General features: G+C 66.7%; 23 protein-coding genes. 9 read left to right on the top strand and 14 right to left on the bottom strand.

Annotated elements, in window-relative coordinates; translation table 11 throughout:
- Positions 1-1,227, bottom strand: coding sequence for an efflux RND transporter periplasmic adaptor subunit (locus ACVWY1_RS03885; protein WP_457377801.1), 1,227 nt, complete (start codon positions 1,225-1,227; stop codon positions 1-3).
- Between the two features lie 59 nt (positions 1,228-1,286).
- A complete protein-coding gene (locus ACVWY1_RS03880) occupies positions 1,287-2,489 on the bottom strand; it encodes a TolC family protein (RefSeq protein ID WP_457377800.1) in 1,203 nt (400 codons plus the stop codon).
- A 224-nt stretch (positions 2,490-2,713) separates the two neighbouring features.
- Here ACVWY1_RS03880 and ACVWY1_RS03875 point away from each other — a divergent pair, with 224 nt between their 5' ends.
- The 3 genes from ACVWY1_RS03875 (at position 2,714) to ACVWY1_RS03865 (ending at position 7,092) form a co-directional block, all read left to right on the top strand.
- The gene (locus ACVWY1_RS03875; RefSeq protein WP_102684094.1) at positions 2,714-3,934 is read left to right on the top strand and encodes a putative DNA modification/repair radical SAM protein; all 1,221 of its coding nucleotides are present in this window, start codon (positions 2,714-2,716) and stop codon (positions 3,932-3,934) included.
- Positions 3,931-4,773 carry a TIGR03915 family putative DNA repair protein gene (locus ACVWY1_RS03870; RefSeq protein ID WP_277504875.1) on the top strand — a complete coding sequence of 281 codons (843 nt, stop codon included), beginning with the start codon at positions 3,931-3,933 and terminating at the stop codon, positions 4,771-4,773. Before ACVWY1_RS03875 ends, ACVWY1_RS03870 begins: the two co-directional genes overlap by 4 nt.
- Before the next feature lie 150 nt (positions 4,774-4,923).
- Positions 4,924-7,092, top strand: a complete 2,169-nt coding sequence (locus tag ACVWY1_RS03865) for a TonB-dependent siderophore receptor (protein ID WP_139670051.1) — start codon at positions 4,924-4,926, stop codon at positions 7,090-7,092.
- A 115-nt stretch (positions 7,093-7,207) separates the two neighbouring features.
- Here ACVWY1_RS03865 and ACVWY1_RS03860 read toward each other — a convergent pair whose 3' ends face one another.
- From ACVWY1_RS03860 to ACVWY1_RS03840, 5 genes are read right to left on the bottom strand one after another with little or no spacing between them, the layout of a single operon-like run.
- Entirely contained in the window at positions 7,208-7,963 is a 756-nt protein-coding gene (locus ACVWY1_RS03860; protein ID WP_102684091.1) for an ABC transporter permease, read from the bottom strand.
- Positions 7,963-9,168 (bottom strand): ABC transporter substrate-binding protein, encoded by a 1,206-nt coding sequence (locus ACVWY1_RS03855; protein WP_102684090.1) that lies wholly within the window; start codon positions 9,166-9,168, stop codon positions 7,963-7,965. The genes ACVWY1_RS03860 and ACVWY1_RS03855 overlap by 1 nt, the downstream gene beginning before the upstream one ends.
- Positions 9,155-9,976: an ABC transporter ATP-binding protein gene (locus tag ACVWY1_RS03850; protein ID WP_139670049.1), complete on the bottom strand. Its 822-nt coding sequence runs from the start codon at positions 9,974-9,976 to the stop codon at positions 9,155-9,157. The genes ACVWY1_RS03855 and ACVWY1_RS03850 overlap by 14 nt, the downstream gene beginning before the upstream one ends.
- The gene (locus tag ACVWY1_RS03845) at positions 9,973-11,037 is read right to left on the bottom strand and encodes an acyl-CoA dehydrogenase family protein (protein ID WP_277504878.1); all 1,065 of its coding nucleotides are present in this window, start codon (positions 11,035-11,037) and stop codon (positions 9,973-9,975) included. The genes ACVWY1_RS03850 and ACVWY1_RS03845 overlap by 4 nt, the downstream gene beginning before the upstream one ends.
- Before the next feature lie 48 nt (positions 11,038-11,085).
- Positions 11,086-11,646: a carboxymuconolactone decarboxylase family protein gene (locus ACVWY1_RS03840; protein ID WP_457377799.1), complete on the bottom strand. Its 561-nt coding sequence runs from the start codon at positions 11,644-11,646 to the stop codon at positions 11,086-11,088.
- A gap of 103 nt (positions 11,647-11,749) precedes the next feature.
- On the opposite strand from ACVWY1_RS03840, the gene ACVWY1_RS03835 reads away from it, so the two are divergent.
- Positions 11,750-12,664 carry an AraC family transcriptional regulator gene (locus ACVWY1_RS03835; RefSeq protein WP_457377798.1) on the top strand — a complete coding sequence of 305 codons (915 nt, stop codon included), beginning with the start codon at positions 11,750-11,752 and terminating at the stop codon, positions 12,662-12,664.
- Between the two features lie 7 nt (positions 12,665-12,671).
- Here the strand turns inward: ACVWY1_RS03835 and ACVWY1_RS03830 are convergent, their stop codons facing one another.
- The 4 genes from ACVWY1_RS03830 to ACVWY1_RS03815 all read right to left on the bottom strand — a co-directional run bounded on the left by ACVWY1_RS03830 (position 12,672) and on the right by ACVWY1_RS03815 (position 15,091).
- Positions 12,672-13,550, bottom strand: a complete 879-nt coding sequence (locus tag ACVWY1_RS03830) for a DMT family transporter (protein WP_139670043.1) — start codon at positions 13,548-13,550, stop codon at positions 12,672-12,674.
- A gap of 200 nt (positions 13,551-13,750) precedes the next feature.
- Positions 13,751-14,251, bottom strand: a complete 501-nt coding sequence (locus ACVWY1_RS03825) for a GNAT family N-acetyltransferase (protein WP_457377797.1) — start codon at positions 14,249-14,251, stop codon at positions 13,751-13,753.
- Positions 14,252-14,368: 117 nt separating this feature from the next.
- Positions 14,369-14,788, bottom strand: coding sequence for a RidA family protein (locus ACVWY1_RS03820; protein ID WP_102684083.1), 420 nt, complete (start codon positions 14,786-14,788; stop codon positions 14,369-14,371).
- A 90-nt stretch (positions 14,789-14,878) separates the two neighbouring features.
- Positions 14,879-15,091 (bottom strand): PLDc N-terminal domain-containing protein, encoded by a 213-nt coding sequence (locus ACVWY1_RS03815; RefSeq protein WP_031315336.1) that lies wholly within the window; start codon positions 15,089-15,091, stop codon positions 14,879-14,881.
- Positions 15,092-15,218: 127 nt separating this feature from the next.
- On the opposite strand from ACVWY1_RS03815, the gene ACVWY1_RS03810 reads away from it, so the two are divergent.
- Positions 15,219-15,968 (top strand): SIR2 family NAD-dependent protein deacylase, encoded by a 750-nt coding sequence (locus ACVWY1_RS03810; RefSeq protein ID WP_457377796.1) that lies wholly within the window; start codon positions 15,219-15,221, stop codon positions 15,966-15,968.
- Between the two features lie 18 nt (positions 15,969-15,986).
- On the opposite strand, the gene ACVWY1_RS03805 is transcribed toward ACVWY1_RS03810, so the two are convergent.
- A complete protein-coding gene (locus tag ACVWY1_RS03805) occupies positions 15,987-16,454 on the bottom strand; it encodes an FAD/FMN-containing dehydrogenase (RefSeq protein ID WP_457377795.1) in 468 nt (155 codons plus the stop codon).
- Between the two features lie 61 nt (positions 16,455-16,515).
- Positions 16,516-17,130: a LysE family translocator gene (locus tag ACVWY1_RS03800; RefSeq protein WP_457377794.1), complete on the bottom strand. Its 615-nt coding sequence runs from the start codon at positions 17,128-17,130 to the stop codon at positions 16,516-16,518.
- A 110-nt stretch (positions 17,131-17,240) separates the two neighbouring features.
- On the opposite strand from ACVWY1_RS03800, the gene ACVWY1_RS03795 reads away from it, so the two are divergent.
- On the top strand, positions 17,241-17,693 hold the full coding sequence (locus ACVWY1_RS03795) for an Lrp/AsnC family transcriptional regulator (protein ID WP_110700780.1): 453 nt from the start codon (positions 17,241-17,243) through the stop codon (positions 17,691-17,693).
- A 25-nt stretch (positions 17,694-17,718) separates the two neighbouring features.
- On the opposite strand, the gene ACVWY1_RS03790 is transcribed toward ACVWY1_RS03795, so the two are convergent.
- Entirely contained in the window at positions 17,719-18,069 is a 351-nt protein-coding gene (locus tag ACVWY1_RS03790) for a hypothetical protein (RefSeq protein ID WP_046855051.1), read from the bottom strand.
- Between the two features lie 337 nt (positions 18,070-18,406).
- Here ACVWY1_RS03790 and ACVWY1_RS03785 point away from each other — a divergent pair, with 337 nt between their 5' ends.
- The 3 genes from ACVWY1_RS03785 (at position 18,407) to ACVWY1_RS03775 (ending at position 20,507) form a co-directional block, all read left to right on the top strand.
- The gene (locus ACVWY1_RS03785; RefSeq protein WP_110700782.1) at positions 18,407-18,586 is read left to right on the top strand and encodes a hypothetical protein; all 180 of its coding nucleotides are present in this window, start codon (positions 18,407-18,409) and stop codon (positions 18,584-18,586) included.
- 73 nt (positions 18,587-18,659) lie between these two features.
- Positions 18,660-19,040, top strand: a complete 381-nt coding sequence (locus ACVWY1_RS03780) for a glycine zipper domain-containing protein (RefSeq protein ID WP_110700784.1) — start codon at positions 18,660-18,662, stop codon at positions 19,038-19,040.
- A 216-nt stretch (positions 19,041-19,256) separates the two neighbouring features.
- A complete protein-coding gene (locus tag ACVWY1_RS03775) occupies positions 19,257-20,507 on the top strand; it encodes a 2-aminoadipate transaminase (RefSeq protein ID WP_277504891.1) in 1,251 nt (416 codons plus the stop codon).
- Positions 20,508-20,510 lie beyond the last annotated feature (3 nt).

Below are 20,510 nucleotides of genomic sequence, written 5' to 3'. Positions count from 1 at the left end.
TCAGTGGCTGTGTTCGGCCGAGCCTTTACCCAGCTCGGACTTGAGGACGAAGCTGCCGGCGGCGGCCACCTCGGTACCGGCGGCCAGGCCTTCGCGGATCTCCACCTGGCCGGCATCACGTCGGCCCGGCTTGACCGGGCGGGCCGCGAACCCTTCATCGGTGCGGGCGAACACCACGGTCTGCTCTTCCCAGGTCTGCAGGGCGCTTTCCGGCACCACCACCGCGGCGTCGAAGCGCTCAACGGTAACCGCGATGTTGACGAACAACCCGGGGCGCCAGGCGCCATTGGGGTTTGCCAGGGTGGCGCGCACGGTAGCGGCGCGGTTCTGCTCGCCAAGCAGGCTGCCGACGTAGTTGACCTTGCCCTCCACCTGGGCGCCGAGATCCGGCGCGCTGACGGTCACGCCACGGCCACTGACCACCTTGTCCAGGTCGCGCGGGGCCACGGCGAAGGTGGCCCAGACCCGGCTCAGGTCGGATAGCGTGAAGGCATTGCTGGTCTCGTCCACCACCTCGCCCACGGTCAGGTGCTTTTCCACTACCATCGCGTCGAACGGTGCGCGCAGCTCGTAGCGGTTGCCCTTGCCGGCCGGCGCCACCGCGGCGACCTTCTGCCCGGCGTTGGCGGCGGCGATCTCGGCCTCCTGCAGCGCCTGTCGGGCCAGCAGGTAGTCCTGCTCGGCGCTGATGCGCTCCTGCCACAACTGTTTTTCACGCTCGAAGGTCAATCGCGCCAGCTCCAGGCGCCGTTGCGCAGCCTGCTGTTCGCTGCGCAGCTCAGAGATCTGCTGGCTGGCGATCACTGCCAGCACCTGGCCACGCTTGACCGCCTGGCCTAGCTCGGCCTGCACCGACTCGACCACCCCAGGAACCCGTGGTACTACATGGGCGGTGCGGTCTTCGTCGAAACGGATTTCGCCAGGGAAATTGATGGCAGTGCCCAAGGTGCGCGGGCCGGCGGTGGCCAGCTGCACACCGGCGGCCAGGATCTGCTCGGCAGTCAGGTGCAGTTGGCCCTCCTCCTCGCCATGCCCCTCGCCTGCGGACTCGCCGTGGCCGTGTCCGTCGTCCTTCTCTTCGTCATGGCCATGGCCGGCTTCGCCGTGGTCGTCGTGTTGGGCCTGGCCGCCGCCGGCCTTGCCAAGGGTGCCGGTCCAGGCCGCGCCACCGAGGCCGATAACGGCCAGGGCGGCGGCGAGGATGGCGAGCTTGCGTGGGTTGGTCATTGTTGCTCCTGCTGGAAAAGTCGTTGCAGTTCAGGGCCTGCCCCGCGACGGGACGAGGCTCAAAGCTCGCCGTAGATCCGCTCCACCTGTGCCCGGGCATCAGTCGCCTGGGCCAGCGCTTCGAGATACAAGCCCCGCGCCTCGATCAGCGTGCGCTGGGCATCGAGCACATCGAGGAAGGCGAACTTGCCCATCTCGAAACCTCGGGTGGCGGTGTCCACCGCCTGCTGGGCGGCGGGCAGGATGGTGCGGTCATACGCCTGCACCTCGCCCATGGCCGTGCCCCACTGCTCCAGGGCACTGCGGGTTTCGCTGCGCAGGCGCAGTTCGACGGCGTTGCGCAGATCGCGGGCCTGGTCAGCGCGGCGCGCGGCGGCCAGTACGTTGCCCTGGTTGCGGTCGAACAGCGGCAGCGGCATGGACAACCCCACCACATTGACCCGCTCACGCTCCTCACGGCTGTACTGGCTGCCCAGGCTCACGGTCAGGTTGGGGATGCGCTGGGCCTTCTCGGAGCCCAGGCTGGCATCGCCACGCTCGATCTGCGCCGCGGCCAGGCGCCATTCGGCGGTCTGCTCGACCGTGGCCAGCAGGCGTTCGGCCTTGGGCGCCGGGCCTGGCGAGAGCGAGCTGGCGTCGAGTCGGTCGAAGCGGGCCTCGGCGCTGCCGGTCAGCCGCGCCAGGGCTTGATTGGCCACCGTGCGTTCGGTTCGCGCCCGGCGCACCGCCGCCTCGGCCTGGGCCAACTGCACCTGGGCGCGGGTGGCCTCCACTGGCGAGGACTGCCCCGCGCGCACCCGCCCCTCCACCACCCGCAGGCCACGTTCGGTCAGCGCCTGTGACTGCTGCGCCAACTCCAGCGCGGTCTGCGCCCGCAAGGCGGCATGGAAAGCCTGGATCACATCGGCGCGCAGGCTGTTGCGCTGGCGCTCGAGTTCCAGGCGGGCGACCGCCTGACCGGCCTCGGCGACCTCGATCCGCGCACCGCGCTTGCCGCCCAGCTCCAGGGCCTGGCTGAGGGTCACGGTGGTGGTACTGGTGTCGCGGCGGGTGTCCTCGACCTCCCAGGACAGCTCGGGGTTGGGGATCAGCCCGGCCTGGCGGCGCTCGCCTTCGGCGATGCCGATCTCACGGCCGATGGCGGCGAAGTCCGGGTTCTGGGCAAAGGCGGCGTCGAGCGCCTGGTCCAGGCTCAGGCCCTGGGCGCCGGCAGGGCCGGCCAGCAACAGGCAGAGCAAGGCGATCTTGCGGGGGATGGGCACGGCGGAAGTCCTCGTCGACAAGCGGCGGAATGCTTTGGCGAGGGACTTTAGGGAGCCTTGGTTATCTGGGGGGTGGCGTGAAGATTACAATTCTGTAATCGAACGTTTGGGTGTCCCACAGGCGACGGGGCAGCGCCTGGCGGATCAGAAGCCATTGGCAAAGGCTTGCCATCAGGCTAATCCCGAAATACTGTATGAATATTCAGTATTCAGTGGACCACCCCATGCAACTCATCGCCAAACTCGGCATCCTCGCCGACGCAGCCAAGTACGACGCGTCCTGCGCCAGCAGCGGCGCGCCCAAGCGCAGCTCGCGCGGCCGCGACGGCCTCGGCGCCACCGATGGCATGGGCATCTGCCACAGCTACACCCCCGATGGCCGCTGCGTGTCGCTGCTCAAGGTGCTGCTGACCAACTTCTGCCTGTACGACTGCCAGTACTGCGTCAACCGCCGCTCCAGCAACGTGCCCCGGGCACGCTTCAGCCCCGAGGAGGTGGTGCGCCTGACCCTGGATTTCTACCGGCGCAACTGCATCAGCGGCCTGTTCCTCAGCTCAGGCATCATCCGCTCGGCCGACTACACCATGGAGCAACTGATCCGGGTGGCGCGCCTGCTGCGCGAAGAGCATGCCTTTCGCGGCTACATCCACCTCAAAACCATCCCCGACGCCGACCCGCTGCTGATCGAGGAGGCCGGGCGCCTGGCCGATCGGCTGAGCGTGAACATCGAACTGCCCACCGACGCCAGCCTTCAGCGCCTGGCCCCGGAAAAGCGCGCCAGCACCATCCGCCAGGCCATGGGCGTGATCCACCACGGCCAGCAGGCCGTCGCCGGCGAACCACGGGCACCACGCTTCACCCCCGCCGGGCAGAGCACTCAGGTCATCGTCGGCGCCGACGCCACCGACGACAGCACCTTGCTGCGCAACGCCGAGTCGCTGTACCAGGGCTATGGCCTCAAACGGGTCTATTACTCCGCCTTCAGCCCGATCCCCGACAGCCCCTCCAGCGTGCCCCTGGCCGCACCGCCGCTGCTGCGCGAACACCGCCTGTACCAGGCCGACTTCCTCCTGCGCGGTTACGGCTACAAGGCCGGCGAACTGCTGGGCGAGACCGGCAACCTGGCCCTGGACATCGACCCCAAGCTGGCCTGGGCGCTGGCCAACCGCGAGGTCTTCCCGCTCGACGTCAACCGCGCCGAGCCGGCGTTGCTGGCGCGCATCCCCGGTATCGGCCTGCGCAGCGTGCAGCGCCTGGTCGCCCTGCGCCGGGAGCGGCGCATCCGCTACGACGACCTGATCCAGTTGCGCTGCGTGCTGGAGAAGGCCCGCCCGTTCATCGTCACCAGTGACTACCGCCCGGCCCAGGCCGAGCTGCGCAGCGGCCTGCTTCGGGCCCGCCTGCGTGAACCTCAGGCGCCCGTGCAGATGGGGCTGTGGGGATGATCGCGCTGGAGTGCGGCGATGACTTCGCCACCTGGCGCGACCAGGCCCGCCAACTGCTCGGCCACGGCATCGACCCGGCCACGGTGACCTGGGGCCAGACCTGGATGGATGACTTGCTGGCCGTGCCCACGCCCCTGCCCGCAGGTCCCGGCCCGTTCCACGCCCGCGTGCCAGCGGCGCTGCTGGCCCAGCTGGAACAGGCCGGGCGCTACCGCGGCGAGCAGCGCTGGAACCTGTTGTACGAGGTGCTCTGGCGCGTCGCCCATGGCGATCGCACCGCGATGCTGGCCGGCGACCGCCTGGGCAGCGAGTTGCAACGGCGCATCCGCCAGGTCGGACGCGAGGCTCACCATCTGCATGCCTTCGTGCGCTTCGTGCCACTGCCCGAGACGCTGGCCGAGCAGCTGCAACTGGACCTGGTGGCCTACCACGAACCCGCGCATGACATCCTCGACAGCGCCAGCGGGCATTTCGCCGAACGCCTGGGCCGCCAGCGCTGGCTGATCGCCACGCCCCACGACGGCATCCGCTACGACGGCGCGCAACTGGACTACCGTCGCCAATGCCCGGAAGACTGGCGGCAATGGGCGCGCAACGCCGACGACCCCGGGGCCGAACTGTGGCTGGCCTACTACCGGCACACCTTCAACCCTGCCCGGCTCAACCCCGGCGCTCTACGCCAGCATCTGCCCGGACGCTTCTGGCGTCATCTGCCCGAGGGGCCGCTGATCCCCGAGCTGGTGGGCCAGGCACGGCACGGCAAGCAACGCGATGGCCAAGCGCTGGAAATAGGTCGACAACAAGGTAAACGGATTGGCCCAGGTAGCGCGGACCGGTAGCCACGAAAGCCGGAGAAACAATCCATTCGAATAGAAAATTGTGAAAATTTCATCATTTCCAATGCATCCACCCTGTTCTTGACCGGGCAATCCCGACATACTTATTGCTAATCGTTCTCATAAGCACTAGTAATAAGGATAAAGCTCGGCATGTCATCGCTTCCCTTGACCCACCGTTTCGCGCCAACCCGCAACCTGCTGGCCATGGCCATCTGCATGGCGACCGTCACGCCCGCACTGGCAGCCGAACAGGCACCTGCCGTGATCGAGCTGGGCGCCACGGCTATTGACGACAGCAGCCTGGGCAGCACCACCGAGGGATCGAAGTCGTACACCACCGGTGCCATGTCCACCGCCACCAAGTTGCCGCTGACCATGCGCGAAACGCCCCAGGCGGTAACGGTGATCACCCGCCAGCGCATGGACGACCAGGGCATGACCAGCATCAACGACGTGGCCAGGTACACCCCGGGCCTGTTCCTCAACCAGTCCAACGGCCCAGGCCGGCAGACCTACAAGGCCCGTGGCTTCGACGTCGACAACATCATGTACGACGGCATCCCCAGCGCCTACACCGGCTGGGTGGTCGGTGCGCAGCCGAACCTGGCGATGTTCGACCGGGTGGAAGTGGTACGCGGCGCCACCGGCCTGGTCACCGGTTCCGGCACGCCCTCGGCGGCGATCAACCTGGTGCGCAAGCGCCCGCTGGCGGAGCAGAAAGTCACCCTCACCGGCGCCGCCGGCAGTTGGGACAACTACCGCGGCGAACTGGACGCCTCCAGCCCGCTCAACGACAGCGGCACCCTGCGCGGCCGCGTGGTGGCCTCGTACCAGGACGCCAACGGCTTCCGTGACGGCCAGCAGGAGGACCACGGGCTGTTCTACGCGATCACCGAGGCCGACCTGAGCGAAGACACCACCCTCACCCTCGGCCTCTCCCACCAGAAGGACAAGACCAACGTGTTCTGGGGCGCGATCCCCACCGCCCTCGACGGTCATCACCTGGACCTGCCACGCTCCTACAACCCGGCCACCGACTGGGAGGTAAAGGACCAGGAGATCAATACCCTGTTCGCCGAGGTGCGCCAGCGCCTGGCCAATGACTGGAAGCTGCAGGTCAACGCCACCTACAGTGAGCAGAACGCGCTGTTCCGCGGCTCCTACCAGTCGCGCTGGGACCTGGCCAAGCCGCTGAGCCGAACGGTCTACCAGTCGGCCCACGACGAGAACCAACTGGGCCTGGACACCTTCGCCAGCGGCCCGTTCGAGGCATTCGGGCGCACCCACGAACTGGTGGTCGGCGCCAGCAAGCGCATCTACGACATGAGCGAGCGCAACTACAGCCCCTACGACATGGACTACCCCATCGACGGCGGCAAGCCCGACTTCCTGCACACCAGCAGCAGCCGCTACCTGATCAACCAGGAAGGCGTGTACACCACCACTCGCCTGAGCCTGGCCGACCCGCTCAAGCTGATCCTCGGTGGGCGCCTGGACTGGTACGACTACGACAAGCGCGGCAGCAACGATGGCGACTACAAAGTGACCCGCAACGTCACCCGCTATGCCGGCCTGATCTACGAGCTGGACCAACACCACTCGGTCTACGCCAGCTATACCGATATCTTCCAGCCACAGGACAGCCAGGACAGCAGCGGCACGCCGGTACGGCCGATCGAAGGCAAGAACTACGAGGTAGGCATCAAGGGTGAATACTTCGATGGCGCGCTCAATGCCAGCCTTGCCGTGTTCCGCATCGACCAGGAGAACCGCGCGGTCGAGGTGGACGACAAGAGCGTCTGCCGAGCGGGCCAGTTCACCTGCTACGAAGCCTCCGGTGAGGTGCGCAGCCAGGGTATCGACTTCGAGGTGCAAGGCGCGCTGACCGAGCAATGGCAGATCGGTGCCGGCTACACCTACGCCCGCGTGCACACCATCAAGGACGCCAAGAACCCCGCCAACGTCAACAAGCCGCTGTCCTCCGACACCCCCGAGCACCAGCTCAAGCTGTTCACCACCTACCGCTTCCAGGGCCCGCTGGAAAAACTGCGCGTCGGTGGCGGCGTCACCTGGCAGAGCCGCATGTACAACGACTTCAGCGTGGCCGATGGCGGCCGCTACCGCCTTGAGCAAGGTGCCTACGCGGTGACCGACCTGATGGCCGGCTACGCGGTCAACCAGCACCTGGACCTGCAGCTCAATGCCAACAACGTGTTCGACAGGAAGTACTACTCGTCGATTTCCAGCTCGGTGAACTACGGGGGCGACACCTTTGGCGATCCGCGCAACCTGATGCTGACCGCCAAGTACAGCTTCTGACCAGCTCAGGCGCAGGGATGCGCTTGATACCAAGATTGAACGCGGACTTTGTGGGCGCTGCGCTACGCCGCCCCCATAGATCCGCGCCAGGATTCGCTATACGCGCCTTCTTTGTTCAGGCATGCACCCAACGTCGATGCAGCGCCCGCGCCAAGGCATCGAGCATGAACCCCAGTGCGCCGATCAGCAGCACCATCGCCATCAGCTCCGAATAGGCCAGGCGGTCGCGGGTGTCGAGGATGAAATAGCCAAGCCCGGCACTCACCCCGAGCATTTCGCACGGCACCAGCACGATCCACAGGATGCCGATGGCCAGGCGCACGCCGGTCAGCACATGGCCGATCACCCCGGGGATGATCACCTTGCACAACGTCTCCCAGCGCGTGGCGCTGAGGCTGCGGCTCAACTGCAGCCAGCGCGGGTCGAGCTGGCGCACCCCGGCGGCGGTGTTGAGCAGGATCGGCCACAGCGCGGCGAAGGCCAGCAGGAAGTAGATCGGCTGGTCGCCCACGCCCATCAGCATCACCACCACCGGCATCCACGACAGCGGCGAGATCATGCGCAGGAACTGGAATGCCGGCGTGGTCGCCGCCTCCAGGTGGCGATAGCTGCCCACCAGCAGGCCCAACGGCACACCAATCAGCAGCGCCAGCAGCAGGCCAATGAGGATACGCTCGAGGCTCACCCAGATATGCCCGTAGACCTCACCCTGCCCCAGCAGCTCGATCAGGCTTTGCAACGTGGCCTGGGGCGCGAAGCGCGCCGACAGGCCATCGGCGGCACCGAACAGGCGCACCCCCGCCCACCACAGCAACAGCAGCGCCGCCAGGCCCGCCAGGCCCAGGGCGCCATGCACGAAATGCCTGCGCATCAGACCGCGAACTCCTCGCTACGCTGGAAATTCTCGGCAATGCCGAACGCCGCCGGGCCACCCACCGCGGCGATGGCGTTGCGCACGAAGCGATCGTCCACCAGGTCGCGGGCAGTCTGGGCCGGATCGAGGGCGGCAAGGAAATCGCTCTCGCCGACGATCAGGGTGTTCTTCAGGCGCTTGACCAACTCCTCGGTGTAGCTGGGGAACGGATAAGGCTGGAAGTCGATGCGCTTCTCGTCCCACTGTTGGTGCTGGATCGCGCCACTGGCGATGTAGCCGGCACGGTCATCGGCCGATGGCGCCAGCACCTTGGTCAGCACCGCCGGTTCGTGCGGGGTGTACTTGTTGGGGCCGGCCTTGGACAGCAACGCCGCGGCCTCGGCACGGTGCTCGCGGGTCCAGTGCTGGGCCTTGACGATGGCGTTGACCACCTTCTGCGACCACTCCGGGCGATTGTTCAGATCATGCTCGTGCATGAACACCACGCAGCAGGCGTGGTTGCGCCAGACGTCCCCGGTGAAGCGCTGCACGCGGCCGACCTTGAGGTTCTCGGCCAGGGCGTTGAACGGTTCGGCGACGATATAGCCGGCGATGCGCTTGCTGGCCAGGGCCGGCGGCATGTCCGAAGGCGGCAGCACCAGCAGGTTGACTTCGTTGTCCGCCAGCTGCGCGGTGGCGGGCTTGGACACAGGCTTCAGGCCGTTGTCGGTGAGCATCTGCTGCAGCACCACGTTGTGGATCGAGTACCAGAACGGAATGGCCACGGTCTTGCCGCCGAGCTGCTTCATATCGGTGATGTCCGGGGCCACGGTCAGGCCCGAGCCGCCGACGTGGTTCCAGGCCACGACCTTGGCTGGCACCTTGCTGCCGTAGCGCGCCCACACGGTCATCGGCGACAGCAGGTGGATGACGTTGACCTGCCCGGAGATGAACGCCTCGATCACCTGTGCCCAGCTGCGCAGCAACACCGGGCGCTCGGCCTTGATGCCCTCGGCCTCGAACAGGCCGTTGTTGTGCGCCACCAGCAGTGGCGTGGCATCGGTGATCGGCAGGTAGCCGATGCGCACCGGCGCGTCCGGCTCGGCGGCGGCGCGGGCCTGCAGGCTCGACAGCAACGGCACGGCGCCGGCGGCGGTGAGCATGGCGCTCAACTTGAGAAAATCGCGACGGGACGTGGTGGAACAGCAGTCATCCATGCACATGGACAGCCTCCGAGGGCAAGGGGGATGGGGTGGGTTCGGCTGTGCGGCTTGCCCGCCGAAGGGTTTTGAGGATTTCGATACGCAGTGCGCCCAGCTCCTCGACCCGCTGCGCCCGCGGCTGCGGCAGGTCGATGTGCCACTGACCGAGGGTGCGCGCCGGGTGGTTGCCCAGTAGCAGCACGCGGTCGGACAACAGCAGGGCTTCGTCGATGTCGTGGGTGATCAGCACGGCGGCGGTGTTGTGGGTGGCGATCAGTTGCAGCAGCAGTTGCTGCATGTCGGCGCGGGTCACCTCGTCCAGCGCGCCGAACGGCTCGTCCAGCAACAGCACCTCGGGTTGGCGCGCCAGGCAGCGGGCCAGCGCGGTGCGCTGGGCCATGCCGCCGGACAGTTGCGCCGGGTACTGCCCACGGGCATGGGCCAGGCCCACCGCGTCGATGGCGTGGTCGATCCGTGCACGCCGCTCGGCCGCCGCCAGCTTAGGCTGGCGGGCGAAGTCGAGGCCGAAGGCGACGTTCTTTTCCAGGCTCAGCCAGGGCAGCAGGCTTGGGTCCTGGAACGCCACCGCAAGGCGCGGGTGCGGGCCCTGCAGTGGCTCGCCGCGCAGGTGCACGCTACCGCCACGGGGCTGTTGCAGCCCGGCCAGTACGCGCAACAGGCTGGACTTGCCGACCCCGCTTGGGCCAAGGATGGTTACCACCTCGCCGGGCGCCAGCGCCAGGTCGAACTGCTCCAGCACCGCCTGCCAGCCATCGTCGCGCGGGTAGCCCAGGCTGATCTCACAGGCTTCGAGCAGCACTTCGGTCATGCGCTGGCCGCCTGGCGTTGCAGTTCGGCGCGCAGCTGCACCAGGCTCGGGGTGACGATCGGCACGAACGCCGACTCGCGCCAACGCCGGGCGAAGCCTTCACCATAGGCCGTCAGGTAGGCCTTGCCACCGCTGGCCTGAAGCTCCAGCTGCACGGCATCGGCGGCGCATTCGGCGAGGGTGATGCGCAACTTGAACAAGGCGGCCGGTTGGCCCTGGAAGCGCCCGTCGAGCAGCCCCTGCTTGAGCTCGCCGACAGTATTCTCCAGGCGTTCCTTGAGCACCTGGCGGGCCTCTTCGAGGAACGAGCCACGGCCTTGCAGGTGTTCCTGCACTTCATCCAGCGCGCGCCGGGCCAGGCCCATGGCCATGCCGCACTGCAGCGCCAGGAACGCCGGGCGTACCTTGGGCAGGAACTCGCGGGCGTTGTCATGCAGCAGCCAGTCGCGGGCCAGTGGCACCTGGTGGAACGCCAGCGCCGCGGTGTTGCTCGACTGCAGGCCCATCAGTTGCAGATCGTCGGAACGCTCCAGGCCCGGCGCGTTGGAGGGTATGGCGACCACGAACGGCGCGCCGCCGGCGTCATCCTCAATAGCCGCCGCCACCACGAAACCGCGCTTGCGCAGGTTGGTCACCCAATGCAGCCGGCCTTCGAGGTTCCAGCCATCGGCCGCAAGGCGGCCACGCACCTGCAAGGCCTCGATGCCAGAGAGGAACTTCATGGCATTGGACAGGCCGGTGGCCCCGGCAAGTTCGCCCTTGAGCAGGTCGGGCATCAGCCGTTTGCACAGCTCCCGGTTGGGGCTTTGCAGCAGGTATTCGATGAAGGCGCGCTGGCCCCAGCAGACGAAGGCCGCGGCCAGCGACCGGCTGGCGATGGCGGCGATGGCCTCGACCGCCTCGCTGACGTCGCCGCCCGTGCCACCCAGGGCCGGGTCGACGCCGACGCGCAGCAACTGCGACTCGGCGATCTGCGCCAGCACCAGGTGCGGATCGCACTGGCCCTGGTCAATGGCCTCGGCATTGGCATCCAGCCATTGTCGAAATGCATGGTCAAGCATGTCCCTAACTCCTTTTGAAACGCCGGGCGCGCCGGCATCAGGCCTCGGTCAGGCCGAAGGCTGCCAGCGGTATTTGCCGAGCTCGTCGTTGAGCGGCGTCTGGGCGAACACATTAGCAAAGTTGCACAGGGTTGCGAGGCTGATACCGAGAATCACTTCCAGCGCGCTGCCTTCGCTGAAACCGGCTTCACGGAAGACCTGGTAGGTGGCGTCGCTGACGTTGCCACGGGTGGCGATCACTTCACGGGCGAACGCGGCCAGGGTCTCGTAGCGGGCGTCGGGCAGTTCGCCGCGGGCACGCAGGGCATCGACCACTTCCTGAGGCAGCTTGGCCTTGTTCAGGGCCACCGCGGTGTGGCCGGCGACACAGAAGTCGCAACCGTGCTGGGTGGCGGCGATCAGCTGCACCACTTCGCGCTCGGCCAGGGTCAGCTCGGACTTGCCGTTGAGCGCCGAAACGGTGACGTAGGTTTCCAGCGCCGCCGGGGCGTTGGCCAGGATGCCCAGCAGGTTGGGGATGAAGCCGGAGTTCTTCTGCGCGTTCTCGAGGAACGGGCGGGCGGCTTCCGGAGCGGTCTGCAGGCTGTGTAGAGTGATGCGCGCGGACATTGGAGTGGTCTCCTTTGATGTAGGTCGCTACAGTCTGTTGGTTATAAGAAGTAGCATCCATATTCATCAGTCGTCTTTCCTTGCTCCAGAGTCCTTGCATTAGATGATTTCTTCCAGCCCCCTCGTCGATTGGTTATTAGAGAGCCTGGAGCTCGATGCCAGCCTGTTCCATGTGGGCCGCTACTGCGGCGGCTGGCACGCCAGCACCCAAGGCCTGGGCCGGGCCAGCTTCCACCTGGTGGTGCAGGGCCATTGCTGGCTGCACATCGACGGCCAGGCGCAGCCGCTGCGCCTGGAAAGCGGCGACGCGGTGTTCCTCTTGCGTGACCTGGCCTATCGGTTGTCCGGCGACGAGGATGCCGCCAACGCCTGTGCCCAGCCGCGCCGGAGCATGCGGGCGCTGGACATGGAAGCCGGGGACGGCGTGGGGCTGGTATGCGGTTTCTTCCACTTTCAGTCGGGGTTGTCGTCATTGATCGTCGACGGGCTGGCGGACTGGATCCTGCTGCGCGCCAGCGATCCGGCCGGCAGCGCGGCGCGGGCGCTGTTCGGGCTGATCCTCGAGGAGTGCCGCCGCCCGCAACCCTCGCAGGCGCTGCTGGAGCGCCTGACCCACCTGCTGTTTCTCTACGTGCTGCGCCAGCAGGTGCATGACGGCCAGGCACTGGGAGGGCTGGTCGCCCTCGCCCGCCAGCCGGCCTTCGCCGGGTTGCTGGAGCGCTTGATCGAGGCGCCAGGCCAGGCCTGGACGCTAGAGGCCATGGCGGCCTGCGCGGGGCTGTCGCGCTCGGCGTTCTTCAAGCGCTTCAACGAACTGGCTGGGCAATCCCCCGGGCAAGTGCTGCTGGCGCTGCGCATGCGCCATGCCTGCCAGTTGCTCAAGGCTGGCAATACCGTCGAGCAGGTAGGCGCGCAGGCGGGGTATCAGTCGGTGGCGGCATTCACCCGGGCGTTCGCCAAGGCCATCGGGGTGCAGCCGGGGGCATACCGCAAACAGCACGAAGGACGCGCGGGTTAAGGGCCGTTCAACGCCGCCGCTGCATCCAGGCTGCCCCCAGCCCGCTGAGGCAGATCACCGCGATGCCCACCAGGCTCGTACCGTCCGGCACCTGCCCGAACACCACCAGGCCCAGCAACCCGGCGAACACGATCTGGCAATAGCTGAACGGCGCCAGCAACGCCGGCGCAGCGTGGCGGAACGCCTGGGTCAGCAGCAGGTGGGCGGTCATCCCGCAACCGCCCAGCGCCAGCATCAGCGGTATATGCGGCCACTGCGGCGTCTGCCAGAAGAACGGCACCAGCGCTGTCATGATCAGGGTGTTACATAAGCCCGCGTAGAAGTTGCTGGTGGTCGGGCTGTCATGGGCCGCCAGCTTGCGCGTCAGCAACTGGTAGAAGCAAAAGCCCAGGGCCGAACCGAAGGGGAACAGGATTGCCGGGGTGAACATCGCCCCGCCCGGGTGCACCACCACCAGCACGCCGACGAAGCCCATGACCACCGCCAGCCACTGCCCCGCGCTCACCCGCTCCCCGAGCAGCGGCACCGACAATGCGGTGACCAGCACCGGAGCGAGGAAGTTGACCGAGGTCGCCTCCGCCAGCGGCAGGTATTGCAGCCCGGCGGTAAACAGCAGGCTGGTGCTGAGCAGGCTCAGCGCACGCAAGGTCTGCAACAACGGTCGGCGGGTGCGCAGTACCGCCAGGCCGGCCTTGGGCAGGAAGATCCCGGCCATCAGCAAGGTGTGCACCAGGTAACGGACCCACACCACCATGATGATCGGATAGATCCCGCCGAGGAATTTCGACAAAGCGTCGTGGCTGGCGAACAGGAAGGTGGCCACGACCACCAGGGCGATACCGCGCAGTGGCTGGTTGACTCCGGACAACGGTGTACTGGAACTCATGGGGCTCTCGGGCGATTGCCCCGGCATGACGCCCAGGCATGGGCGGATTCTAGAAGAGAAGCCACAGGGTGGACAAAGCATTGTGGTCCAATCAGTACATTCCGTTCGCTGATCGGCCACTTTCGCACATGTCCGTCAACGCCAGCGATCTTCGCTGGCAGCGAGAGCACAAAGCATGCTGGCGCTCGACCCGCAGTCCTTCAGTGCAATCGCGGGGTCACCAGGAAATTGCGCAGCGACGGCTCGTCATCCAGGGCAATCTCCTGCACTGGCCGTGGCAGGTCGGCCAGTACCGCCTGACAGAACGCCAGGGCCGGGGCATCCTCGCCGTAGCACCGCACCAACCAGTCGCCTTGACCCTCGCACAGCGTGCGCCGCGCTACCGCCAGGCCCACGCCCTGGCGGCGATATTTCTTGAGCACGAACAGGTCGGCCAGCTCCCAGGCGTCGATGCCGGGCAGTTCACTGCGCTCGATGAGCAGGAAGCCGGCGATGAAACCGTCCACCAGTATCAGGCTGGCGCTCCAGCCCGGGGTTTGCCAGTAGCGGGTGAAGTGTGGCTCATGGAGGTAGAAGCGCCCATCCGCCTCGACATCTTCCTGCTCCCAGCCAGAAGACTCGTAGGCGTAGAACTGGTAGAGGTTGCGCACCAGGTCGGCATGCTCGGGGCCGGTCTGGAGCAGGTCGACGGGGAGGGTCATGGTACAGGCTCGATGAATGCGGGAGCGCGAGTCTACCTGGGCGCTCAGGTGTTTGCAGCGGGGCGGCGTCGCATCCATCCTCGCGGCGCGTCGCCACGACGATGGATACGGGTTCTGTCACCCCTGCGGCAAGGCCGCCACCGCGTCCACTTCCACCAGCATGCCGTCCAGCGCCAGGCGCGGGACCGGGATCAAGGTGCAGGTCGGGGTCATCCTGCCGCCCCAGGCACGCTCGGCCTCAGCCACCCACTGGCGCAGCCGCGCCTCGGAATGGTCGACCACCAGCAGGGTGAGCTTGCACACGTGCTCAAGCGTTGCCCCACGGGAAGCCAGGGCGATCTTCAGGTTCACCAGGGCCTGGCGCGCCTGCTCGTCGAAACGTGCCGACAACTTGCCCTGCAGGTCCTCGCCGCCCTGGCCGGCGATATACAGCAGGCGGCTGCCGGCGCGTACCTCGGCGACGTGGGAATAGGCATTGCCGCTGGGGTCGTAGAGGCCTTCGGGGTTGCTCAGGGCAAAGGCGGCTGGCTGGGTCATGTTAGCGCTCCATCGATGGAAAGAGCGGCCGAGTATCAAACCTCAGGTTAAGTCGAGGTCAAGCCCCGCCTGCCACACCTTGATCGGCGCCTATTTTTCCTGCAACACCGCCCTGCCCTTCACCGCGCGCGGCCCACGCCAGGCCCAGAACAACAAGCCCGGAAACGGTGCATAAACGACGAACACCACCCACAGCATCTTGCGCTCGGCGCGCCGATCACTGCCGATGATGTGCCAGATGGCCCAGATTTCCAGGAGGATGACGACGAGCGCGACAACGAACCAGATTGTTCCGATTTCCATGAGTCTTCTCCTATTGGCTGTACTGGCTTGGGTTGCCACGCGCGCCGAGGGTTCACTCGGATCTTGTCCGGCCCGCGACCCACTGGCACAGTGACCGACCGCCCTGCACCGCACCATGGGAGCCCTCATGCCATTCGATCCGACGCTGCTTGCCCAGGCCCGCCACGTGGTTGTGTTCACCGGTGCCGGGGTGTCCGCGGAAAGTGGCATAGCCACGTTTCGCGACAAGCTGACCGGCCTGTGGGCGCGCTTCGATCCGGCGCAGCTGGCCAGCGCCGAGGGCTTTCGCGCCGACCCGGCGCTGGTCTGGGGCTGGTACCAGATGCGCCGCGCCGGGATCGCCAAGGCCGCGCCCAACGCGGGTCACCTGGCCATCGCCGCGCTGGCCGCGCAGGTGTCGAAGCTGACCCTGGTAACGCAGAACGTCGACGACCTGCACGAACGCGCCGGCAGCCGCGCCGTGCTGCACCTGCATGGGCGGCTGGATGCCTTTCGCTGCCTGGACTGCGCGCGCCCGGCGGATGAGCCCGTGGCACTGCCCGAGGAGGCCGCTCACGGCTGCCGTATGGAACCACCGCGCTGCGCTTGCTGCGCCGGGCCTCTGCGCCCCGGTGTGGTGTGGTTTGGCGAGATGTTGCCCGAGGCTGTACTGGAGCAGGCATTCGCCGCCGCGCAGCAGTGCGATGTACTGCTGTCGGTAGGCACCTCAGGCCTGGTACAGCCGGCGGCCTCGATACCTCGCATGGCACTGGCGGCGGGGGCAACGGTGGTGCATGTCAATCCGCAGCCCGTGCCCTGCGAGCACCCGCGGGCGTTCATGTTGCCCGGCAAGGCGGGTGAGGTGCTGCCGCAACTGCTGCGCCAGGCCTTCGTCTGAGCTACCGGGCAGGCCGGTTCAGCGGCCAGCCTGGTCCAACGCAGCCTTCAAGGCATCGGCATCGGCGTAGCTGTTGCGCGCTGCCACCACGCCGTTATCCAGCGCCAGCCACAGCACCTTGCCTTCGTCCCCGGCATAGCGGCTGGCGACCCGGCCTTCGCGGTCGAGCAGCACGCGGTAGCTGTAGTCACGCATGGCCGGGATGGCGAACAGCTTGCTGATCAGCGCCGGCATGCGCTGGATATCCGCGACGAACACCGCATGCCGCGCCTCCAGGTAGCCTTTGGGCTGTTCGGCCAGGGCCGCGTTGACCAGCTTGGCACCGTCCATGTCGCGGGCGACCAGCAGGACCCGGGTATCGGCCCCCAGGCTGTAGGGCTGGTCGTACTGATCGAGCAATGTCCAGGGCGCGAGGGTGTCGCCGGGTTGCGCGGCGTGGGCCACGAGCGCCAGCAGGCTGAGCAGAAGTACGGCGGCGTATTTCATGAGGGTCAGGTCCGAATCGTGAGGGCCGTCAGCATAGCCCAACCCGCCGTCCTTGACAGGCTCAACGCAACTGCCCGGCTATCAGCCCCACGGCAATCAGGATCATCACCCCGCCGGACAACCGTCCCACGGCCTGCGCCGCGGCAGGCCGGGTGCGCAACACGGCCTTGGCACCATAACCGACCATCAGGTAGATCACCAGCGAACTGCTCAGGTGCACCAACCCCAGCAGCAGGATCTGCAAGGGCAGCGGCCAGCTCGACTGCGGGTCGGTGAACTGCGGCAGCAACGCCAGGAACAGCAGGAACACCTTGGGGTTGAGGCCGCTGACGCACAGGCCCTTGAATGCCCAGCGCGACCCCGAGTCCTGCCCACCTCCGGCGCCGGCCTCGGGCACGGCCGGGCTCAGCAGCAGGTTGCCGCCCAGCCACAACAGGTACATGCAACCTGCAAGGGTCAGCAAGCTCAGCGCCAGCGGGTGCCCGGCAATCAGGCTGCCGACGCCGGCGGCCACCACCAGGGTGACGAGTAGATGGCCGGACAGCATGCCCGCCACCGCCGGCACTACCCAGCGCCCGCGCATGCCGGCCGAGATGGCGTAGGCCCAGTCGGCGCCGGGGGTGATCACGAACAGCAGGGAAACGGCCCAGAACGCCGTCAGTACATTCATGGCCATTTCGAGCCTTCCTTACACAGGTTTCGGTGAAAGAAAGACTACGGATATCGCCCAGGGATTTTCTTTCGTATATTCCCCGTACCAAGCCAAGTAATGGAATAATCTTCCCCATGGATCGAACAGATCGAAAGATCCTTGCCGAGCTACAAAAAGACGGGCGCCTGTCCGTGACCGAACTGGCCGACCGCGTCGGCTTGAGCCTGTCGCCCTGCCACCGGCGCCTCAAGGCGCTGGAGGACTCAGGCGCCATCCTCGGTTATCACGCCCGCCTGGCCCCGGCGGCCTTGGGTTTGAACTTCGCCGCGCTGGTGTTCGTGACCCTGCGCGAGGTGACCCGCCAGCCGGTGGCGGACTTCGAGGCGGCGCTGGGGGAGATCCCGCAGATCGTCGAGGCCCAGCGCCTGTTCGGCGACCCCGACTACCTGCTGCACGTGGTGGCCAGGGACCTGCCGGCCTTCCAGAAGCTGTATGACGAACAGCTGACCAGCATTCCCAATGTGAAGCGCCTGAGTTCGACGCTAGTGATGAAGGAGGTGATTCAGGACCGGCTGCTGCCGATGTGATATCGGGCCACTGACCGGGCGCGGCCTACAGGCAGGTCGCGGCTGCCGCCCGCCGGCGCAGGGCCATGCCGTCGTTCTTCTGCGCGTAGTAGTCCACCCGCGTCCCGCCGGCCTGGGCGTAAACGTCGACGAACGACTCGGCTTCGCGGGTGTAAACCGTGAATCCACCTTGCTTGCGAGCCTCCAGGTAGCCGCTGGCGTCGACCCCGAAGGTGTTCTCTTCCTGCCAGCTGAACTGGATGCACTGTGCCACCAGATCCGGCGTCTTGTGCGAATCCAGCTGCGCGGTGGGTGCGCCGCCGCGCGCCGCTTCCATGGTCGACGATGCACAGCCCGCCAGCAGCAGCGCCACGGTGATCGGCAGAATTGCTCGCATGTTCCATCCTCGGGACAAAAAAGAAGGTGACTCTAGCACTGCCGGGGCACAAGTGTGGTGTTTCACAAATAACGACCATAACTCGCGGCGCTTTTTGCGCTCATGCGGCGTTGTCGCTCCTCGCCGTAGCTGGGCTACGACTCGTCGCGACGCCTTGCCTGAGCGCAAAAATCCCTCGCGAGTTATTGGTCGTATTTGCAAAACACCACACTAGGTGAATCGCCGCTGCCGTTCATCGCCGCCGCGATAAAATCTTGCGCGCCCAAGAACCAAATCGATCGCCTTCGGTCTCAGGAGGTACCGCGTAAACCGTTGCGGATCAAGGACCTATATCGTGATGACACGCCTTGCAAGCCTTTCCATGGTCGCCACCTTGCTGCTGCTCGGCGGCTGCTACAGCAACCATTACCACGATGATGACGATGGCTGGCGCGATCGTGACCGCGGCCACCGTCACCACCATCGTCATGACCGTGACGATGACGATCGCCAGTACCGTGACCGCTACTACCGCTGAAGCGTCCTTGCAACCCTGACTTGCCGCGACCGTGCGGCAATCCCCCCCTGATGACTCCCCTGAGGTTCATAACATGCGTCTGACTCTGCCTTCCCTCGCCCTCGGCCTGCTGCTCTGCCAGGGCGCTTTCGCCGGTGACGGCACCGCGGCCATCGGCGGCGGCCTGGGTGGCGCCCTGGGCAACGTCGTGGGCAAACAGATCGGCGGCAGCACCGGTGCGGCCATCGGCGCCGGTCTCGGTGGCGCGGCCGGCAGCGCGGTCGGCGCGCGCAAGGGCAACCGTACCGAAGCGGCCATCGGTGGCGGCCTGGGCTCGGCGGGCGGTTCGCTGATTGGCGGCAAGCTCGGCGGCTCCAACGGATCGACCATTGGCGCAGGTCTGGGCGGCGCGGCCGGTGGCGCCATCGGCAACCACATGGGCGACAGCAACCGCAAGCACAAGCGTCGCCACTGACCCCAACGGTCGAAGGCTCGAGGCGAAACAGCAAAAGGCGGCTGCCCCTTAAGGCACAGCCGCCTTTTATCTTGGCGCGATTCCAGCAAGCGGGCGGCGTAGGCAGGCCCCGCATAATTTCATGACTCAAAGGAATGACAGCAATCCAATAAATCGTTTGCGGATACCCCCGGCACACTTCGATATTCACGCCATCGAATCACAGGCGCCGCGCACATGAATCAGCCAAGCATCAGCCAGTCCATTGCCATCGTTCACCCGATCACGCTTTCCCATGGTCGCAATGCCGAAGTCTGGGATATCACCGGCAAGCGCTACATCGACTTCGTCGGCGGCATCGGCGTGCTCAACCTGGGCCACTGCAATCCCGCGGTAGTCGAAGCGATCCAGCAGCAGGCCACGCGCCTGACCCACTACGCCTTCAACGCCGCGCCCCACGGCCCCTACCTGGAGCTGATGGAGCGCCTGCGTGAATTCGTCCCGGTCAGCTACCCGTTGGCCGGCATGCTCACCAACAGCGGCGCGGAAGCGGCGGAAAACGCGTTGAAGGTCGCCCGCGGCGCCACCGGCAAGCGCGCTGTCGTCGCCTTCGACGGCGGCTTCCATGGCCGCACCCTGGCCACCCTCAACCTCAATGGCAAGGTAGCCCCGTACAAGCAACGCGTGGGGGAACTGCCAGGCCCGGTCTATCACCTGCCCTACCCCAGCCCGGACACCGGAGTGAGCTGCGAACAGGCGCTCAAGGCCATGGAACGCCTGTTCAGCGTGGAGTTGGCGGTGGAGGACGTGGCGGCGTTCATCTTCGAGCCGGTGCAGGGTGAAGGTGGTTTCCTCGCCCTCGATCCGAGCTTTGCCCAGGCCTTGCGCCGCTTCTGCGACAGCCACGGGATACTGATCATCGTCGACGAGATCCAGTCCGGTTTCGGCCGCACCGGGCAACGTTTCGCCTTCCCCCGACTGGGTATCGAGCCGGACCTGCTGCTGCTGGCCAAGAGCATCGCCGGTGGCATGCCCCTGGGCGCGGTGGTCGGCCGCCGGGAGATCGTGGACTCGCTGCCCAAGGGCGGCCTGGGCGGCACCTACTCGGGCAATCCGATCGCCTGTGCGGCGGCCTTGGCGAGCCTTGCGCAGATGACCGACGCCAACCTCGCCACCTGGGGCGAACGCCAGGAACAGGCCATCGTCGCACGCCATGCACGCTGGAAAGCCGCAGGATTGTCCAGTTCGCTCGGCCGCCTGACCGGCGTCGGCGCCATGCGCGGGCTGGAGTTCGTCAACGGCGATGGCAGCCCGGCACCGGCGCAACTGGCCAAGGTGCTGGAGGCGGCGCGTGCCAAGGGGTTGCTGCTGATGCCCAGTGGCAAGGCGCGGCATATCATCCGCCTGTTGGCGCCGCTGACCATCGAGGCCGAGGTGCTCGAGGAAGGGCTGGATATCCTCGAGCAGTGCCTGGCTGAACTGGGGTAAGGC

The organism is Pseudomonas sp. TE6288 (assembly GCF_054062095.1).
Note: the sequence above shows the minus strand (reverse complement) of the source record. Positions and strands in the feature narration are given on the sequence as shown.

What these genes read in the sequence shown, in the direction of transcription:
- ACVWY1_RS03885 (WP_457377801.1), bottom strand. Translation starts at nt 1,227, where the DNA reads ATGACCAACCCACGCAAGCTCGCCATCCTCGCCGCCGCCCTGGCCGTT.
- ACVWY1_RS03875 (WP_102684094.1), top strand. Translation starts at nt 2,714, where the DNA reads ATGCAACTCATCGCCAAACTCGGCATCCTCGCCGACGCAGCCAAGTAC.
- ACVWY1_RS03870 (WP_277504875.1), top strand. Translation starts at nt 3,931, where the DNA reads ATGATCGCGCTGGAGTGCGGCGATGACTTCGCCACCTGGCGCGACCAG.
- ACVWY1_RS03865 (WP_139670051.1), top strand. Translation starts at nt 4,924, where the DNA reads ATGTCATCGCTTCCCTTGACCCACCGTTTCGCGCCAACCCGCAACCTG.
- ACVWY1_RS03860 (WP_102684091.1), bottom strand. Translation starts at nt 7,963, where the DNA reads ATGCGCAGGCATTTCGTGCATGGCGCCCTGGGCCTGGCGGGCCTGGCG.
- ACVWY1_RS03855 (WP_102684090.1), bottom strand. Translation starts at nt 9,168, where the DNA reads ATGTGCATGGATGACTGCTGTTCCACCACGTCCCGTCGCGATTTTCTC.
- ACVWY1_RS03850 (WP_139670049.1), bottom strand. Translation starts at nt 9,976, where the DNA reads ATGACCGAAGTGCTGCTCGAAGCCTGTGAGATCAGCCTGGGCTACCCG.
- ACVWY1_RS03845 (WP_277504878.1), bottom strand. Translation starts at nt 11,037, where the DNA reads ATGCTTGACCATGCATTTCGACAATGGCTGGATGCCAATGCCGAGGCC.
- ACVWY1_RS03840 (WP_457377799.1), bottom strand. Translation starts at nt 11,646, where the DNA reads ATGTCCGCGCGCATCACTCTACACAGCCTGCAGACCGCTCCGGAAGCC.
- ACVWY1_RS03835 (WP_457377798.1), top strand. Translation starts at nt 11,750, where the DNA reads ATGATTTCTTCCAGCCCCCTCGTCGATTGGTTATTAGAGAGCCTGGAG.
- ACVWY1_RS03830 (WP_139670043.1), bottom strand. Translation starts at nt 13,550, where the DNA reads ATGAGTTCCAGTACACCGTTGTCCGGAGTCAACCAGCCACTGCGCGGT.
- ACVWY1_RS03825 (WP_457377797.1), bottom strand. Translation starts at nt 14,251, where the DNA reads ATGACCCTCCCCGTCGACCTGCTCCAGACCGGCCCCGAGCATGCCGAC.
- ACVWY1_RS03820 (WP_102684083.1), bottom strand. Translation starts at nt 14,788, where the DNA reads ATGACCCAGCCAGCCGCCTTTGCCCTGAGCAACCCCGAAGGCCTCTAC.
- ACVWY1_RS03815 (WP_031315336.1), bottom strand. Translation starts at nt 15,091, where the DNA reads ATGGAAATCGGAACAATCTGGTTCGTTGTCGCGCTCGTCGTCATCCTC.
- ACVWY1_RS03810 (WP_457377796.1), top strand. Translation starts at nt 15,219, where the DNA reads ATGCCATTCGATCCGACGCTGCTTGCCCAGGCCCGCCACGTGGTTGTG.
- ACVWY1_RS03805 (WP_457377795.1), bottom strand. Translation starts at nt 16,454, where the DNA reads ATGAAATACGCCGCCGTACTTCTGCTCAGCCTGCTGGCGCTCGTGGCC.
- ACVWY1_RS03800 (WP_457377794.1), bottom strand. Translation starts at nt 17,130, where the DNA reads ATGGCCATGAATGTACTGACGGCGTTCTGGGCCGTTTCCCTGCTGTTC.
- ACVWY1_RS03795 (WP_110700780.1), top strand. Translation starts at nt 17,241, where the DNA reads ATGGATCGAACAGATCGAAAGATCCTTGCCGAGCTACAAAAAGACGGG.
- ACVWY1_RS03790 (WP_046855051.1), bottom strand. Translation starts at nt 18,069, where the DNA reads ATGCGAGCAATTCTGCCGATCACCGTGGCGCTGCTGCTGGCGGGCTGT.
- ACVWY1_RS03785 (WP_110700782.1), top strand. Translation starts at nt 18,407, where the DNA reads ATGACACGCCTTGCAAGCCTTTCCATGGTCGCCACCTTGCTGCTGCTC.
- ACVWY1_RS03780 (WP_110700784.1), top strand. Translation starts at nt 18,660, where the DNA reads ATGCGTCTGACTCTGCCTTCCCTCGCCCTCGGCCTGCTGCTCTGCCAG.
- ACVWY1_RS03775 (WP_277504891.1), top strand. Translation starts at nt 19,257, where the DNA reads ATGAATCAGCCAAGCATCAGCCAGTCCATTGCCATCGTTCACCCGATC.